Annotated in this window: 14 protein-coding genes; 6 read left to right on the top strand and 8 right to left on the bottom strand. The window is 65.0% G+C overall.

What is annotated here, in order from left to right; genetic code table 11:
- Positions 1–265 precede the first annotated feature (265 nt).
- From AC5WEY_RS04120 to AC5WEY_RS04090, 7 genes are all read right to left on the bottom strand, one after another.
- Positions 266–2,317, bottom strand: coding sequence for a PhoX family protein (locus tag AC5WEY_RS04120; protein ID WP_495644796.1), 2,052 nt, complete (start codon positions 2,315–2,317; stop codon positions 266–268).
- A gap of 80 nt (positions 2,318–2,397) precedes the next feature.
- Positions 2,398–3,126 (bottom strand): amino acid ABC transporter ATP-binding protein, encoded by a 729-nt coding sequence (locus AC5WEY_RS04115; protein WP_495644795.1) that lies wholly within the window; start codon positions 3,124–3,126, stop codon positions 2,398–2,400.
- Between the two features lies 1 nt (position 3,127).
- The gene (locus tag AC5WEY_RS04110; protein WP_495644794.1) at positions 3,128–4,936 is read right to left on the bottom strand and encodes an ABC transporter substrate-binding protein/permease; all 1,809 of its coding nucleotides are present in this window, start codon (positions 4,934–4,936) and stop codon (positions 3,128–3,130) included.
- Positions 4,937–5,013: 77 nt separating this feature from the next.
- Positions 5,014–5,778 (bottom strand): LLM class F420-dependent oxidoreductase, encoded by a 765-nt coding sequence (locus AC5WEY_RS04105; protein WP_495644793.1) that lies wholly within the window; start codon positions 5,776–5,778, stop codon positions 5,014–5,016.
- A 52-nt stretch (positions 5,779–5,830) separates the two neighbouring features.
- Positions 5,831–6,340 carry a TIGR04338 family metallohydrolase gene (locus tag AC5WEY_RS04100; protein WP_495644792.1) on the bottom strand — a complete coding sequence of 170 codons (510 nt, stop codon included), beginning with the start codon at positions 6,338–6,340 and terminating at the stop codon, positions 5,831–5,833.
- 9 nt (positions 6,341–6,349) lie between these two features.
- Positions 6,350–7,624 carry a type II toxin-antitoxin system HipA family toxin gene (locus tag AC5WEY_RS04095; RefSeq protein WP_495644791.1) on the bottom strand — a complete coding sequence of 425 codons (1,275 nt, stop codon included), beginning with the start codon at positions 7,622–7,624 and terminating at the stop codon, positions 6,350–6,352.
- Positions 7,605–7,955 carry a helix-turn-helix domain-containing protein gene (locus AC5WEY_RS04090; RefSeq protein WP_495644790.1) on the bottom strand — a complete coding sequence of 117 codons (351 nt, stop codon included), beginning with the start codon at positions 7,953–7,955 and terminating at the stop codon, positions 7,605–7,607. Before AC5WEY_RS04090 ends, AC5WEY_RS04095 begins: the two co-directional genes overlap by 20 nt.
- Before the next feature lie 198 nt (positions 7,956–8,153).
- Here AC5WEY_RS04090 and AC5WEY_RS04085 point away from each other — a divergent pair, with 198 nt between their 5' ends.
- From AC5WEY_RS04085 to AC5WEY_RS04060, 6 genes are all read left to right on the top strand, one after another.
- Positions 8,154–8,879: an ATP-binding cassette domain-containing protein gene (locus AC5WEY_RS04085; RefSeq protein WP_495644789.1), complete on the top strand. Its 726-nt coding sequence runs from the start codon at positions 8,154–8,156 to the stop codon at positions 8,877–8,879.
- Positions 8,876–9,625: an ATP-binding cassette domain-containing protein gene (locus AC5WEY_RS04080; RefSeq protein WP_495644788.1), complete on the top strand. Its 750-nt coding sequence runs from the start codon at positions 8,876–8,878 to the stop codon at positions 9,623–9,625. The genes AC5WEY_RS04085 and AC5WEY_RS04080 overlap by 4 nt, the downstream gene beginning before the upstream one ends.
- A gap of 17 nt (positions 9,626–9,642) precedes the next feature.
- Positions 9,643–11,127, top strand: a complete 1,485-nt coding sequence (locus AC5WEY_RS04075; protein WP_495644787.1) for an ABC transporter substrate-binding protein — start codon at positions 9,643–9,645, stop codon at positions 11,125–11,127.
- Between the two features lie 3 nt (positions 11,128–11,130).
- Positions 11,131–12,882 (top strand): ABC transporter permease subunit, encoded by a 1,752-nt coding sequence (locus AC5WEY_RS04070; RefSeq protein WP_495644786.1) that lies wholly within the window; start codon positions 11,131–11,133, stop codon positions 12,880–12,882.
- Positions 12,879–14,144 carry an MDR family MFS transporter gene (locus tag AC5WEY_RS04065; RefSeq protein ID WP_495644785.1) on the top strand — a complete coding sequence of 422 codons (1,266 nt, stop codon included), beginning with the start codon at positions 12,879–12,881 and terminating at the stop codon, positions 14,142–14,144. Before AC5WEY_RS04070 ends, AC5WEY_RS04065 begins: the two co-directional genes overlap by 4 nt.
- A gap of 194 nt (positions 14,145–14,338) precedes the next feature.
- The gene (locus tag AC5WEY_RS04060) at positions 14,339–15,151 is read left to right on the top strand and encodes a MerR family transcriptional regulator (RefSeq protein ID WP_495644784.1); all 813 of its coding nucleotides are present in this window, start codon (positions 14,339–14,341) and stop codon (positions 15,149–15,151) included.
- Here AC5WEY_RS04060 and AC5WEY_RS04055 read toward each other — a convergent pair whose 3' ends face one another.
- Positions 15,152–15,970, bottom strand: a complete 819-nt coding sequence (locus AC5WEY_RS04055) for a DUF2786 domain-containing protein (RefSeq protein WP_495644783.1) — start codon at positions 15,968–15,970, stop codon at positions 15,152–15,154.
- Positions 15,971–16,158: the final 188 nt, after the last annotated feature.

The raw sequence follows: 16,158 nt of genomic DNA, 5'->3' as shown, positions 1-16,158 counted from the left end.
GCCGTCGTGCGATGAAAGGAAATCGACGTTGCCCCGAAACGTCCTCCAGTTCGAATGCGTCCGAATGGAGTTCCAGCTACCGGCCTATCGACGTAGGTTTACACACCCGTTACCAATGGGTCAACTGCCTTTGGCGCATCGCCCGAGACCTTGTGAATTGACAACATCCCCGTCGGGCATTCGATGACAACTGACAATGCCGAAAGGCACTTACAGTCGACTTTCGCCGACTATAAGTGCCCCGGTCAATGCGAAACAGTGACGGCTAAGCCGACTTCCACACTGCGACGACGGACGGTCGCGGTTGGGTGTCGCCGCCGTCGGGCCAATGCGAGATCGGCGCGTCGGCGGTCGCGTCATCGCTCTCACCGGGGTGCTGCACGCACACCATGACACGCTCGTCGGTGACGATCGGTCCGCATGTCTCGCCGCCCGCCGGCACCGTCAGGAACTGCCGGGTCTCGCCGCGACGTTCGCCGTCGAGCACCACGGCGAACAGTCCGTCGTTGGAGTCGAGGGCATTCCCGTCGGTGGACACCCAGAGATTGCCCTTGGCGTCGAACGCGAGGTTGTCGGGGCACGAGATGGGGCTGACCTGACTCTTGTCGAAGCCGCCGAAGTAGGTGTCGGCCTCGTTGGGGTCACCGCACACCAACAGCAGATTCCAGGTGAACGACGTGCCCGCGTGATCGTCGTCGAGCTCGAGCACCTGACCGTTCTTGTTGGTGTTGCGAGGATTGGCCTCGTCGGCCGCAGCCTTGCCCTCGGTGCCGCGGTTGGAGTTGTTCGTCAGCGCGACGTAGACCTTGCCCGTCACCGGGTTGGGCTCGAAGTCTTCCGGACGGTCCATCTTGGTGGCACCCACCTTGTCGCCTGCCTGGCGGGTGAACACCGCGACCTCCTCGGCCGACATACCGTCGACGAGGGACCTGCCGCGGCCGTCCTCGCCGGTCTCGAGCAGCGGGATCCAGGTTCCGGTGCCACGGAACTCACCGTTCGACGGCAGGGTGCCGGATCCGTCGATCTCGTCGGGAGTATCGCCGGTGAGGGTGGCGACGTAGAGCGTTCCCGCGTCCAGCAATGTCAGGTTGTTGCGCATTGCGGCTGCGCCGGTGCCGGGCATCATCTTTCGGCTCGAGACGAACTTGTACATGTAGTCGAAGCGCTCGTCGTCGCCGCTGTAGGCCACCACAGTGCCGTCGTCGGTGACGTGGATCGTCGCAGCCTCGTGCTTGAAGCGGCCGAGTGCGGTGTGCTTGATGGGGGCCGACTGCGGATCCCACGGATTCACCTCGACGATGTACCCGAAGCGATTGACCTCGTTGGGCTCCTGGGCCAGATCGAAGCGCTTGTCGAAGGTCTCCCACTTGCGATCGCTGGCGGCACCCTCGACGCCGTAGCGCGAGAGCCGCTCGGCCACAACGGGATCGGTGACCGATTCGGCGTTGCCGAAGTACTGGTTGAAGTTCTCCTCGCCGGAGAGCACCGTTCCCCACGGCGTCAGGCCGCCCGAGCAGTTGTTGAACGTACCCAACACCTTGGTGCCGGTAGGGTCGACGCTCGTCTTGAGGAAGTTGCTGCCCGCAGCCGGGCCGGTGACGACGAACTCGGTGGTTCCGGTGATGCGGCGGTTGTACTGCCCCATGGCGGGGGTCAGCTTGCCGGTGCCCGATTCGCCCTGCACCTGCACCACCGAAAGCCCGTGTGCGGCAAGAGCGATATCGAACTGTTCCCGGGTGGGCTTCTCGGCGTCGTAGCCCTTGAACATGGCCGGCTCGGTGCTGTACTCGTGGTTGACCACCAGCAGGTGCGCGTTCGGGGTGCCCTCGATCGGCAGCAATCCGGCGAAGTCGTTGTTGAAGCCGAACTGCTTCTCCTGCGCGGCAGCAGTCTGGTTGTCGAAGTCGAATGCCGGTGCACCTGCCACGACGGCGTCGCCCCAGCGGATGACGATGCCCTGTTCGTAGCCCTCGGGTACCACAACGGCGTCCTCGGTGTTCGGTTCCACCGCAACGAAATCCACACCGTCCACCGGAGGAGTGTCGGCGCCCGAGGTGGTGGAGGCTCCGGTGGCCGCCGGCTCGTCGGTGGAACACGCCGCCAGGGCACTGCCCGCGCCCACGGCGAGCACTGCCATCGCTCCACCCTTGATGACGCCGCGCCGCGACATCGCGGTCTTGACGATGTCGCCGAAGTACTCGCCCTTCGACGTGTTCGGAATCTCGTGGAAGCACGCATCACCGCACTTGTACTTGCAGGTCAGTGATGAGCGCTTGGAGCTTCCGTCGTGAACGGCGAACAAGGGTAGTGGCTTCATGTCACAGCACGCTGTCACCCAAAAGCGAAAGTAAAGGAACGTTCAGGTGAAGTCGCGGATAACGAGGCTGCCCTAAGCTGCTACAGCACTTGCGACAGAAACGTTTTCAGTCGATCGGTGTGCGGATCGTCGAACAACTGCTCCGGCGTTCCGGTTTCGACGGCGCTGCCGTGATCCATGAACAGCACCTTGTTCGAGACCGACCGTGCGAAGCCCATCTCGTGAGTCACCACCACCATGGTCATTCCGCCCTCGGCGAGGTCGGCCATCAGTGCCAGCACTCCCTTGACCAACTCGGGATCCAGAGCGGAGGTGGCCTCGTCGAAGAACATCACCTCGGGCTTCATGGCCAGGGCGCGGGCAATGGCCACGCGCTGCTGCTGGCCACCCGAGAGATTGCCCGGACGCGAGTCGGCCTTGTTCGCCAGGCCGACCAGTTCGAGTTGATCCATCGCCGCCGCGCGCGCAGCGTCCTTGGACAGGCCGAGCAACTTCTGCGGGCCGAGCGCGATGTTGTCGGCAACGGTCTTGTGCGGGAACAGGTTGAACTGCTGGAACACCATCCCGATTCGCTGGCGCAGCTTGTCGGGATCGTCCTTCAGAACCGACTTGCCGTCGAGCAGGATGTCGCCCTGCTCCGGCTCGTGCAGTCGGTTGAGGGCGCGCAGCAACGTGGATTTGCCTGACCCGGACGGCCCGATCACCGTCGTCGTCGTGCCGGCCGGGACGTCGATACTCACCCCCCGCAGCACCTTGTTGGTGCCGAACGACAGGTGAATGTCCTTGCCTGCGAGCGAAACAGAAGTCATGTCAGCCTCTTTCCACGACGACGGCCTGCTCCACCGGGTCGAGCGTCTGCTCGGCCTTACCGGTGCGCAATCGCTTGTCGATGTAGTTCACGAGATGGGTGAGCGGCACGGTCAGCACCAGGTAGAACAGTCCGGCTGCGACGAGCGGCGACAGGTTTCCGGTCTGCGCGTTGAGATCTCGACCGACGGCGAACAGCTCACGTTGGGTGGCGAGCAGCCCGAGGAAGTAGATCAGCGACGAGTCCTTGATCAAGGAGATGAACTGGTTCATCAACGCCGGCAGCACGCGCCGAACACCCTGCGGGACGACGACGAGGTTCATCGAGCGACGACGACTGAAGCCCAGTGCCCGCGCTGCTTCCATCTGCCCGGCCTCGACGCTCTGGATACCGGATCGGAAGATTTCACCGATGTACGCCGCGGCGAGCAGCGAGAGTGCCGCAGCGCCGAGCCAATACGGATTGCCCCCGGTCAGACCCTGCACCACCGGTCCGATTCCGAGTCCGATGATCAGAATGATGACCACCGCGGGCAGTCCGCGGAAGATGTCGGTGTAGACGCGAGCGGGCCAGCGTAGCCAACGCGTGCGCGAGAGGCCCGCCAGGGCCAGCAGCATGCCCAGGACCGTACCGATGATGCCCGACGCCAACGCCAGAATCAGCGTGTTCGGCAGACCCACCTTGAACAGATCCGGGATGGCCGACTTGTAGAGAGACCAATCGAAGAACGTATCGCCCAGCTGCGCCAGCGTCGATTTGGGCTGAACAGCAACGGCTTCGGGAGCATCGGCGGCGTTCTGCGCTGCGATGGCCGCGAAGTCGGGTAGCTCCGGCTGCGGGGCGGCCTTGCTGCCGGGCTTGAAGCCGTCGGGCAATTCGCGCGGGACCCAGTCGGAGTAGAGGGTGGCCCACGTGCCGTCGGCGACCACCGCGTCGAGCCCGGAGTTGAGTGCGTCGATCAACGGTTGATTGTCGCGGGCGACAGCCCAGCCGACGAAGTTGTTCAGCGAGAACGTGTTCTGGGTGATCGCGGTGCCGTCCTCGGGCTTGACCAAGCCCTCCGCCTGCTGCGAGGGAGCCACCCATGCGTCGATCTGCCCGGTGCGCAGATTGGCGTACGCGGTGTTGTAGTCCGGGAACTTCACCGGGTCGAGACCGAGCGTGTTCACCACGTAGTCGTCCTGCACCGTGCCCTGCACCACGCCGATCCTGGTGCTCGGGTTCAGGTCCTCGAACTTGGTGATCGGACCACCCGCAGTGGCCACGAGGGAGAAGTAACCGAAGTCGTAGCCGTTGGTGAACCCGACGGTGTTGCGGCGCTCGTCCGTCGTCGTGATCGAGGACGATCCGACGTCGAAGCGGCGGCCGGCAACCTGCGCGAGCAGGCCCGAGAACTCGGTGCCCGAGAAGTTGATCTGCAGGCCGAGCTTCTCGGCAACGGCCTTCAGCAGTTCGTTGTCGTAACCGGTGTACTGGCCGGTGGAGTCCAAGCAGATGCTCGGCGGCGCGTCGGACAACGTACCGACAGTGAGTACGCCCGGCGTCGCCAATCCCAGAGCGTTCGTGTCCACTCTGTCGAGCGGCGTGACGTTCGCCGTCGTGTACTTGTCCTCCGTCGCGGCCGCAGCTGCGGCATCGAAGTTCGTCGGAGTGGACGACGCGCTGTCGACACCGGGAGGGGCACACAGGTCGGTGGGACCTGCGGCCGCCTGATCGTCGGAAGAGGACGTTCCACACGCGGCGAGCGTGAGAGCCATCAACAGTCCGAGGACGAGAACCACGAGCGCGCGTGAAGCGCGTACGGCAACCATGGACAAAACCCTAAGCGGACCAGGGCCCACTCACCCAAACGCGCCGCGCGCAAGGGTTTCGCTCAACGAACTGGTGTCTACCGGTGTGCGTCCCGCCACTCGATGGCCTGGCCCAGCTCGGCGAGGTCGTAATCGGGTCCGTTGACACCGACGGTGAACAGCGTTGCTCCGGCGTCGACGAAATCCTGGGCGGTGTCCGCGCCCGGCCACGCGACCGATCGAGTGATGCCCGAGACGTCCCGTCCGACGGTGGTGCCGTGCTCGGCGAGGATCTCCGACTTACGCTTCAACGCCTCGAGGTCGGCGAAGCTGTGCCAGATGTGCGCGTACTCAGCCACCATCTTCAGCGTCTTCTTCTCACCGCCGCCGCCGATGAGGATCGGGATGTCGCGGGTGGGGGCCGGATTTCCGACGTCGAGGCGGTGGCGAATTCGGGCCAGACTCTCCTTGAGCAGCGCCAATCGTGAACCGGCCGTGCCGAATTCGTAGCCGAAGTTGTCGTAGTCCTTCTCGTTCCAGCCGGCACCGATGCCGAGGATCAAGCGGCCGCCGCTGATGTGATCGACAGTGCGCGCCATGTCGGCCAGCAGGTCCGGGTTGCGGTAGCCACCGCCGGTGACGAGAGCGCCGATCTCGACGTTCGACGTCTGCTCGGCCCAGGCGCCCAGCATCGTCCAGCACTCGAAATGAGCACCGTCGAGATCGCCGTACAGCGGGTAGAAGTGATCCCAGTTGAAGACGATGTCGACGCCCGCATCCTCCGACCGCAGCACCGCGTCGCGGATGAGTCGGTAGTCGGGAGCATGCTGGGGCTGAAGCTGAACACCGATCCTGACGGTCATGTACGTCTCCTCGTCGTGTGGGCTGTCTCACCCATGATGCACCCGAATCTGCCTAGCCGATGCGGACGCCGCTCTCGGCCATCATCGCCCGCAACACGAACCCGGCCTCGGAACCGACGATCTCGCCGACGAGGGTGATGTAGCGATCCACGAATGCGCCGCCGTGTTGCGGCTCGTTCTCGTCGGCGAAGTGGTGCGCGAGCTCGTGCAGAACCACCAGTTCGCGCAACGCCCAGGCTTGGTTGCCTCGGTGCAAGGGAACGGCGATGGTGGCCGTGTCCGGCTCGTAGTGCGCGGCACCCGAGCCCGAGCGAGCTCGGACGGTGATGACACGACCGGCGTCGGGCCATGTGGCGGCGACCCAGTCCAGCGCCAGCACAGCATCGACATAGGTCTGCACGGATGTCAGCGAAGCGAATTTCCGCTCGATCGGCAACGTGATCTGCGAGCCCATCACCTGCACGACACGAATGTCGCGCTCCTCGGCGCGATCGAACATGGTGCGCACCAACTGCTCCGCGTCGTACACCGCGGATCGTTGCGCGTCCCTCGCCTTGGTCACCCGGTCAGCCTAAGTGGGACCGTCCGTGTATCCGTGGAGTGCGTACGGATTCAGTATCTGCCGGTGCCACAGGAAGTTGCGCTGCGCTCGGGTCAGCTTGGCCATGTCCGCGGCTTCATCGAAGTCCTTCTCGATGATCGTGACCTGGGCATCGACGATCTCACGTGCCTGCGCGGTGGTCAGTCCGTAGACCGGCGCAGCGGCGACCACCGCGGCGAACGAGCTCTCGCGTGTCCCATCTCGGTCGAACGCCATTGCCTGCGCGGAGGTCTGACCCGACCTGATCTGAGGACAGAGGTCATAGGCCGGTGTCAGCTCCAAGGCCCTGCCGTCCCAGAACGCGGCGTGATTGCGGGCGTGGTCGTCGTTGTTGCCGACGGCCACATTGAAGACGATTCGCTCGAACAGACGTCGACCGACGGAGGCATCGGTACCGGTGCGGCGAAGCACGTCGAGCAGATCCGGATACGTGGCGTAGCGGCCCTCCATCTCGTCGAGTCCGAGCATGGTCAGCGCCGAGACGATAATTCTGCGGCCACCACTCGGCGGCCGATCGAACCGCTCGATGACGAGCACATCTCGACCCAGGGACTCGGTGAGAAACGACGCGGTGGTGTCGATTCCTGTTCGCCGTGCCAGTTCCAGAGCCAGCGCCTCGGCGTTCACCACCGGGTACGGATCCGATGCCGAGGAGAACTTGGCGATGTGGCTTCTGGTTCCGACGTCGATGAGTGCCTTGGGCCGGGCACCTCCGATCGATGTTCCCCGAAGTAACGCGGCACCCAGATCATCGGACAGTTCGAGACCTTGATCCAGCATGTCGGCCGCGGCATGCAGCTCGTCGAGTGTCGCTGTGGCACCGCGTGGTTCGTAGACCTCTGGACCGGCTTGAAAATCGAGCCCGCCGATACGGTTGGATCCGGACTCCAAGAAGTAGGTGATCTGGTCGAGGTCGGCCGTATCGGCGTCCCGTCCGGCGACACCGTTGAGTCGTTCGAGGATTACCCGCTGGCCCCACGAATCGGGGCCGGCGTCGCGCAACGCCGACGCGATCGACATGGTGGAGGGCGGAGCCTGCCAGCCGGCCTGCAGCGGAAGTTCCGGCTCGTAGAGGCTGATGGCGTCGTACCGATCGAGGTAGCTGCGGCCGTAACCGAAGATGTATCGACCGCCGTCGCTGAAGCGCAGTCGTCCGGCCGGTACCGGTTCGGTGTGGCCGGGAAGCCATGCCCATACGAACGCGTCCCGTCGGCCGGACGGGATCTCAGAAGTCGAGAGCGGCATCGGCGTCGGGTCCCGTCGCTCGTGGCTGATATTCACGGGTCGGGATCAGGGCCACCCGCTCTTCGCCGCGTCGCCTGAGCCGCGCCAATTCGATGTCGTCGGCACCGAACAGCTGCACACCGAGGACCGACGCCGCACTGAATACCGTGCCGATAGCAACCCCAGGCGCGCCGCGTTCGATAGCCGTGACGGTACGCGGGTCGACACCGACTCGCCTACCGAGGTCGGCGGCCGTCCACTTCTTGGTGTGCCGGGCCACCCGCATCTGCGTACCGAGCACCGCGAGAGCGTCCGCCGCCGCCCGGGTAGGAGCAACAGTCCGTTTAGCCATTTGTGCCTACCTTAAAATGTCATTAATTGGAGACTACTAGCATTTTATAGCTTTCGGTGGTTTCTGGCTGTTAAGGGAACGCTGCGGTTGCCGGTCGGCGGGAGCGCATCGGTTTGTCTTGGTCCGAGATTCGGCATAATCTTTTATCGACAACGGTTGTCGAAGTCATTGCCAGTTTACGAAAGATCAGGAGATCCAGTGCTCGTCGTCGATGACCTCTGCATCGATGCCGGTCGCATCCGCATCGTCGATCACATCTCCTTCGAAATCCCCGCGGGTCGACGCGTGGGCCTGCTCGGCGCCTCGGGCTCGGGCAAGTCGTCCATCGCGTCGGCTCTGGTCGGCTATCTGCCGCCGGGCCTCACGTGCTCCGGTCGCATCGTGGTCGACGGCCACGACGTCGCAGGCGTCCCGACGCCGCAGCGTCCGCGCACCGCTCGTCCAGCCATGGTCTTCCAGGACTCCGCGACCGCGCTGAATCCGATGGTCACCGTCGGGAGGCAACTGCGTTCGTCCGACGCCTCCGCACTGCTCGAGCGTGTGGGTCTGCGCGACTCCGAACGCATCCTCGCCTCGCACCCGCTCGAACTGTCGGGCGGGCAGCGTCAACGTGTCTGTATCGCAGTGGCATTGGCACGGGAGAGTTCGCTGGTGATTGCCGACGAACCGACGACGGCTCTCGATGTGGTGAGCCAGGCGCGGGTGGTCGACGCGCTTCGCGAGGCGGCGTCGCTGCTGTTCATCACCCACGACATTGCCGTGGCTGCGGAGCTCTGCGACCACCTCGTGATCCTCGATTCCGGCACCATCATCGAATCCGGCTCCACGACAGCGATACTCGACAATCCTTCCTCGGATCGGACAAGACAGATGCTCGACGTGGCCAGGGCTGCGGATCCGTTCCGTCAGTTGGTAGCCCCATGACCGCAGGGTTGGTGGCAACCGGACTCGCCCGGCAGTACGACCGACACGGCTCGTCGCGGACCGCGCTCGACGCGGTGACGTTCGCGCTACCACCGTCTGGGCGCATCGCCGTGGTGGGCGAATCCGGTTCGGGGAAAACCACTTTGCTGCGTTTGCTGTTGGCGCTGGATTCGGCCGAGATGGGCACCGTCGAACTGGACGGACGCACGGTACGTCCCGGGTCCGCGCGATCGCTGCGGTGGTTTCGCAGACTCGTGCAGTACGTACCCCAGGATCCCGCGAGCAGCCTCGATCCGCGCCGCAGTGTCCTGGATCTGGTGGCGACGCCGCTGAGACTTCTCGGCGTCGACGGCGATCACCGAGCCAAGGCAGGTGCCGCACTCGCGGCCGTCGGGCTGGCCGAGCGCTATCTGCAGCGCCGACCCACGGAACTGTCCGGTGGTCAGAATCAACGCGTCGCCATCGCGCGTGCGGTCGCAAGCGAACCGCAATATCTACTGGCAGACGAACCCATCAGTGGACTCGACCCCGACTTGCGCGAGCAGGTTCTCTCCGTGCTGGCCGGCTTGTCGAGCGCATTGTTGATCGTCAGCCACGAACTGTCGGCCGTGGCGCGGCTGTGCACCGACGTATCGGTGATGCACGCCGGCCGCATCGTCGAAACAGGCCCTGTACGAGCCGTTCTGACGCAGCCCCAGCACCGACAGACCCGAGACCTGATCGACGCCGTCCCCCGGCTCACGTGAGAACACCAGGAGTTATATTGACCAGCAACATGTTTCGCATCGGTGCCCTCGCGGCAGTGAGTACGCTGACTCTCACCGGATGCTTTTCCGCCGGTACCGTCTCCTCCGGCGACGGCGAAAACCGCGTTCGGGTGGCGATGCTGCAGCCTCCCCGTTCGGGACTCTCCCAGTTCAGCGACGACGCCTTCAAACTCTCGCGCTGGTCCACGGCGGAAACGCTGATCGTCCTCGACGATCTCGGCGAGGCGGAGCCGGGTCTGGCCACCACCTGGAATCGTGTGGACGACCGCACGTGGAACTTCGACATCAGGCCCGACGTCTCGTTCCACAACGGTGCTCCGCTCGACGCCGCGGCCGTCGTGACTGCGCTCACCGCAGCCACCCAGTCGGCCCCCAAGCCCCGCATCCTCGACGGAGTCGAGATGACGGTGGCTGCCACCGATGGCGACAGCGTCACCGTGACCACTGCCGATGTGGATCCACTGGTACCGCAACGACTGTCGAGCCCGCAGCTGGCCATCCTGGCACCCGACGCGTACTCGACGGGCAGCAGCAACCCCATCGGAACCGGCACCGGGCCCTTCGTGCTGAAGGCCGTGAACGGCACCTCGACGGCCACCCTCGACCGCAACGAGAACTACTGGGGTGAGCCCGCGAAGATCTCCGGGATCGACGTCGACTTCGTGCCCGACGGAACGGCCCGCGCCGCGGCGCTGCGCAACGGCACAGCCGATGTGGTGGAGGCGATTCCGGTGTCGCAGGCCGCCAACGTCGACCAGGCGCTGGTGCACGAGGTGCCGATGCCGCGCACCAACACGCTGTACCTGAACACCGCGTCCGGGGTCTTCGCGGATCCGGCGATGCGCGCCGCGGCACGCGAGTCCATCGACCGCGACCGACTGGTCGACCAGGTGTACGAGGGCCGCGCCGACGCCGCGAACGGACTGCTCGGCCCGGCTCTGCCGTGGGCCGCCGATCGTCCGGCCCGCACGCAGACCCCGGCCGGCGACGCCGCAGGGAAGAAGATCACCCTCGCCACGTTCACGGACCGAGCCGAACTCCCCGAGGTCGCGGTGCTGCTGCAGCAGGAGCTCGAAGCCAAGGGCTTCGTCGTCGAACAGGTCGTGCGCGAATATCAGTTTATCGAAACCGATGCTCTCGCCGGCGCATTCGATGCGTTCATCCTCTCCCGCGCCACCGTGCTCGACTCAGGAGACCCGGCCGCGTACATGTACTCCGACTTCGCCTGCGAGGGATCGTTCAACATCTCGCAGTTCTGTGACCCGCAGGTCGACGCGGCATTGGCCGACGCCGCAGCCACCGAGCCCGGCGACAACCGCCGCACCGCCATCCTCGAGGCCGAGAAGCTGATCCTCGAAAAGGACGCCGCGGTGCCGCTGCTGCACGAACGCGTCATTCAGGGAGAATCCGAGAACGTGACCGGCGTGGCCCGCGATCCGCGCGAGCGCACCCTGATCACCAACCAGACCGCGTTCGAGTAGGCAGTGAGAACGACTGTCTCACGGCTGCTCTCGGTGGCGGCCGTCGTACTTCTCGTCGGCATGCTGCCCTGGCTGTCCGACCGAGATCCCGCGCTGAGCATTCTGCGAGCACGATCGGCCGAGCAAGAAGCGACCCCCGAGGCACTCGCCGCCATCCGCGCCGATCTCGGCCTCGACGCCGGCCCGCTACGAACGTTCTGGAACTGGCTCACCGGCCTCGCGTCGGGTAACCCCGGGACATCCTGGAACACAGGTAGACCCGTACTACCCGGTGCACTCGAGGCGCTGTCCGTCTCGCTGACTCTGATGGCGTTCGCGATGGTCGTCGCAGCGGTCACGGCTGCCCTCGTCGTCGGGCCCAGCATGCGGGCGGGACTGCGCGGTACCCCGAAACGCACCGGCGGCAGCATTGCGGCCGCCCTGACGTCTCTGCCGGAGTTCCTGCTGGCATCGGTACTGGTGGTCGTCGGCGCAGTGTGGTTGTCGTTTCCGGCCTACGGATGGAACGGACCGGAGTACGCGGTGTTACCCGCACTGGCACTGGGCCTTCCAGCGGGTGGCTTGCTCGGTCGCCTCCTCGCCGACGCCGTGGCGGTCACCTTCACCGAGGGATGGGTGATCACGTGGACGGTGGCCGGGTTCTCTCGGCGGCAGATTGCCGTCGCGGTGCTGCGCCGCGCAGTCCCCGGTCTCGCCTCACAGGTCGGTCTGGTCATGGTTGCGATGACGGGCGGCGCGGTGGCCGTCGAAAAGGTTTTCGCCATACCAGGATTGGGTCGCTCGACCCTCGGAGATGCTCAGTCTCAGGACCTGCCCGCCTTACAGATCGACATCCTGCTGCTGCTGGCCGTCAGTGCCGCGCTCGGTATCGCGGCGGAACTGTTACGCCGTCTACTGCTCGGCAGCGCACTGCACGAGAAGGCCATTCCGATCCCGGCCGGGGTGTTCCACCCGTCCCCGCGCCGATGGGTCGTGCCGTTCGCAGGCGCATCGTTGCTCGCGGTCATGGTTCTGGTGGGGTTGCCACGAGACGGTCAGGTCACCACTCGTGAGAAGTTCGCTCGACCGTCGGCGACGTTCCCGTTCGGAACCGACGCGTCCGGCCGCGACCTGCTCGCCCGAGTGGCGGACGGTGCCGTGCGATCGATCGGACTGTCGCTGGCGGTCACGCTGGCAGCGTTGTGCGTCGGGGTGCTGCTGGGCTTGATCCCCCGGGCGACCCGAGGCCTCGTGGAAGTCACCAATGCCGCCCCTCCCGTCGTCACCGGCATCCTCATCGCCGCTATCTGGGGTCCCAGCGCCGGCGGTGCCGCGGTGGCGGTGCTGATCGTGACGTGGGCTCCTCTCGCCGCCCACACCGCCGCACTCGTCGACGAGGCGCGAGCGCAGCCCTACGTCTCCATCCTGCCCACACTCGGTGCCGGTCGAGGCCGAATCCTGTTCGGCAGCATCGTTCCCGGCGTGCTGCCGGCCGTCCTTCGACACGCCATGATTCGACTGCCCGGTGTCGCGCTGGCCCTGGCCGCCCTCGGATTTCTGGGTCTCGGTCCGCAACCTCCGACCGCGGACTGGGGGTTGATCCTGTCCGACGGGGTAGCGGCCGTCGAGCGAGCACCACGGGTTGCGGCAGCTCCACTGGCGTCTCTCATCGCCTTGGCCGTCATCGCCGTATCCGTCGCCAGTGCCACCTCGGGTCGGGTGAGGTCGACCGGTAGCGTCGTCGAGAAAGTCGATGCAGGAGGGCGCGTTACATGAGTTCGAGGACCGACGAGTCGCCGACGCGATGGCGGTGGTCGTTTCTCGTCGATCTACGGCGGGCCACCCCCACCGTCCGACTGCTCGTACTGACGCAGATGACATTCAACATCGGATTTTTCATGGTGTTGCCGTATCTGTCGGTGCATCTGACCTCCGATCTGGGACTCGGTGCGGCACTGGTCGGTGTCGTGCTCGGAATCAGGACGTTCTCGCAGCAAGGGCTGTTCTTCGTCGGTGGCACCCTCGCCGACCGGTGGGGCATCAAGCCGGTGGTCCTCGTCGGCTGTGTATTGCGTGTGTTCGGATTCCTCGGTCTGGCGCTGTTCAATTCCCTCTCCGGTGTCTTGGCCGCCACGGTGATGGTGGGGTTCGCTGCGGCATTGTTCTCTCCCGCAGTCGAATCCGCGGTCGCCATCGAGGCGGGCAAGAGTGAGCGCAGTGGCTCTGTCACTCGAGTGGAGACGTTCGCGCTGATGTCGGTGTGTAGTCAGATCGGCTCGTTCACCGGCCCGCTCATCGGATCTCTGTTGCTGTTGGCCGACTTTCGGGTCGCATGCCTCGTCGCCGCAGCAATCTTCGTCCTCGTCGTTGTCGCACACATCCGATGGTTGCCACGTGAGCCCGGCGAGCATCGCGACGATCCGTGGCTCTCGGGCTGGACCGATGTGGTGCGCAACAGAACTTTTGTGCTCTTCGCAGTGGCGATGAGCGCGCAACTGGTGGCGTACAACCAGCTGTACCTGCTGCTGCCCCTCGAGGTGGAGCGGGCGTGGGGATCGCAGACGGTGCTGGGCTGGTTCTTCGCGATCTCGGCTGTGCTCGTGGTGTCGGCGCAGCTGCCGATAACCCGACGTGTCGCGGGTACGGCACCGCGCCTCACGCTGCCGCTCGGATTCGCCGTCATGGCACTGTCTTTCGTGCTCGTCGCCGTTGCCGCGCCCCTCGAACTGCAGGGATGGGTCGGTCTGGTTCCGGCAGCGCTGTTCGTGCTGCTTCTCGCTCTCGGACAGATGATTGCCATGCCCCAGGCCCGAGACCTGGTGCCGCGCATGGCCGCCGAACGTCGACTGGGCTCCTACTACGGCTTCATGGCCTCACTCGGTGGCATAGGAGTATTGATCGGATCGATCGCACTCGGGGCGGTGATCGACGCCTCCCCCGACACCGGCTGGGGTGCCGCCATCCCGTGGCTGGTCGCTGCGCTGTTCCCCATTGCCAGTGTCGTCGGCCTTCGCGTGGTGCTCATTCGCCTGGATTGATCGCAATCCCGGGTCCTTGCCTTCCCCCGTCCGCGATTCCCCCGCAAACGCGCGCGCGTTCGCCATACGCGAGCAGATTCGCGTCGGATTCGGGGCTATTTCGCGCGCACCTGGCAAACGCGCTCGCGTTTGCGGCGGCCCCGACTACACCCGAGCGTCGACTCTCCCCCACGGGGAGGGGCGAGAATGTGGGCATGAACGGATTGCTCACGATCGGCGAGTTCTCTCGAATCACGCATCTGTCGGTCAAGACGCTGCGGCGCTATCACGAGTCGGGGCTGCTCGAACCTGCCACCGTGGATGCTTTCTCGGGCTACCGGTACTACGACACGCATCAGGTGTCGACGGCGCAGATCATCAGCCGGTTTCGCAGTATGCAGATGCCCGAGCGTGACGTGCGGGCGATCATGAGCACACCGGACCCTGATGCTCGAGCGCGATTGATCACCGAACATCTCACCCGGCTCGAGCGCCGATTGGACGACACCCGATCAGCCGTCACGGCGCTGCGTAGACTGTTGGCCCCGACTCCCCCTGCCATCGATGTTCGACGCGTGTTCTCCGAAATAATCTCTGTAGCAGCCATTTCCGAGGTCGTGGATGCGTCCGATGTGTTGGGCTGGTACTCCGACGCGATGGCCGAGATCGACGCAGCCGTTTCCGACACGACGGGACCACCGGGCGGGCTCTACGACAACGAGTTGTTCACCGAAGGCCGCGGCCAGATGACGGTGTACGTGCCGACGGACCTGGCACCGTCGTCGGGCAGAGTCCGGCCGCTGGATGTGCCGGCCGTCGAACTCGCGGTGACGGTCCACCACGGACCTCACGACGACATCGACGTCACGTACGGCGCGCTCGGGGTGCACGTGGAGACCAACGGCCTCGCAATCGCAGGACCGGTGCGGGAGGTCTACGTCGTCGGCCCGCGTGATACCGAGGATGCGAGGCTGTGGCGCACGGACATCGGCTGGCCGGTGTTCACGGCGACGTCGTCCTCTCCCTGATCAGCGACCCAGCTGTCTGCTTGCGCCGTCTATTTCGGCATGCCCACCGATTTTCGCGTTTCGGCCCGCTCGATCTCCGGCCTTGCGGGCACCTTCGGAGTAGCTAGCATTCGCGCTCTGGCCCCGCCAGTGTCCTCGCGCAGTCGAGGTCTGCCGGTAATAGTCACGCAGCTCGATCTCTTTGTTGCGCAACACCAATGCGGTACCGGCACCCTGCTGTTCCTGCGCGATCGCTTTCGCCTCGGTGTCTTTCTTCACCTCGCCGAGCCGTTGACCGATTCGGGCTGCGAACGCGGTCTGGAAGTTCAACCGTGCCGTCACGGCAGCGACGGGCATTTCCTCGCGCCGGGTGTAGCGTCGGCGATTCTTGATCTCGGTGACGGTACGAATGGCCGTCTCGGATTTGTAGGCACCGGATTTGATGTACGCATCCGATGCTCGCACCATCTGGATCAGCAGCGAGGAGTACAGGGCCTCGGTGGTCTCGATGTCGGAGTCGAAGCCGTAGGCGAACACCTGCGTCGACGATCTGGACACGTCGCACTGGACATCGTTCGCGTGCGCGATGGCAACGAACAGTTGAACGTAGGTCTTGAGTCCACGCTTGCCCGGTTCACCGATGGGGATGACCTTCTGGGTCGGCGTCGCCTGCCGTTCGCGGGATGCGCTGTGCGAACGCGCAACAGCAAGATCCACCGATGCCGACGTGGCCAAACGTTGAGCAGCCTCCATGAAGGCCTCGGCCTCGTGGGGGTTGTCGGTGGACTCTGCCTGGCGTAGCAGTCCGCCGATTCGCGTCAGCATCTTGTCCGAACTCATGAGCGAAAGGCTACCGGGCACCTCCGACACGTCCGGGTTGACCGATTCAGGAACTCGATAATGACCACCAGTCGGTGAGTTGTGTGCCACAGTACCCATCGACATATGTGTCGGGGGAGCATCACTGCACGATTCTGCATGCCGATCTCCGGGCGCATACCACCGCGTAGAAGTAAGTGGAGAGAACA

Source organism: Rhodococcoides sp. S146-33 (assembly GCF_059489205.1).
This window is presented reverse-complemented; position numbering and strand designations above follow the sequence as displayed.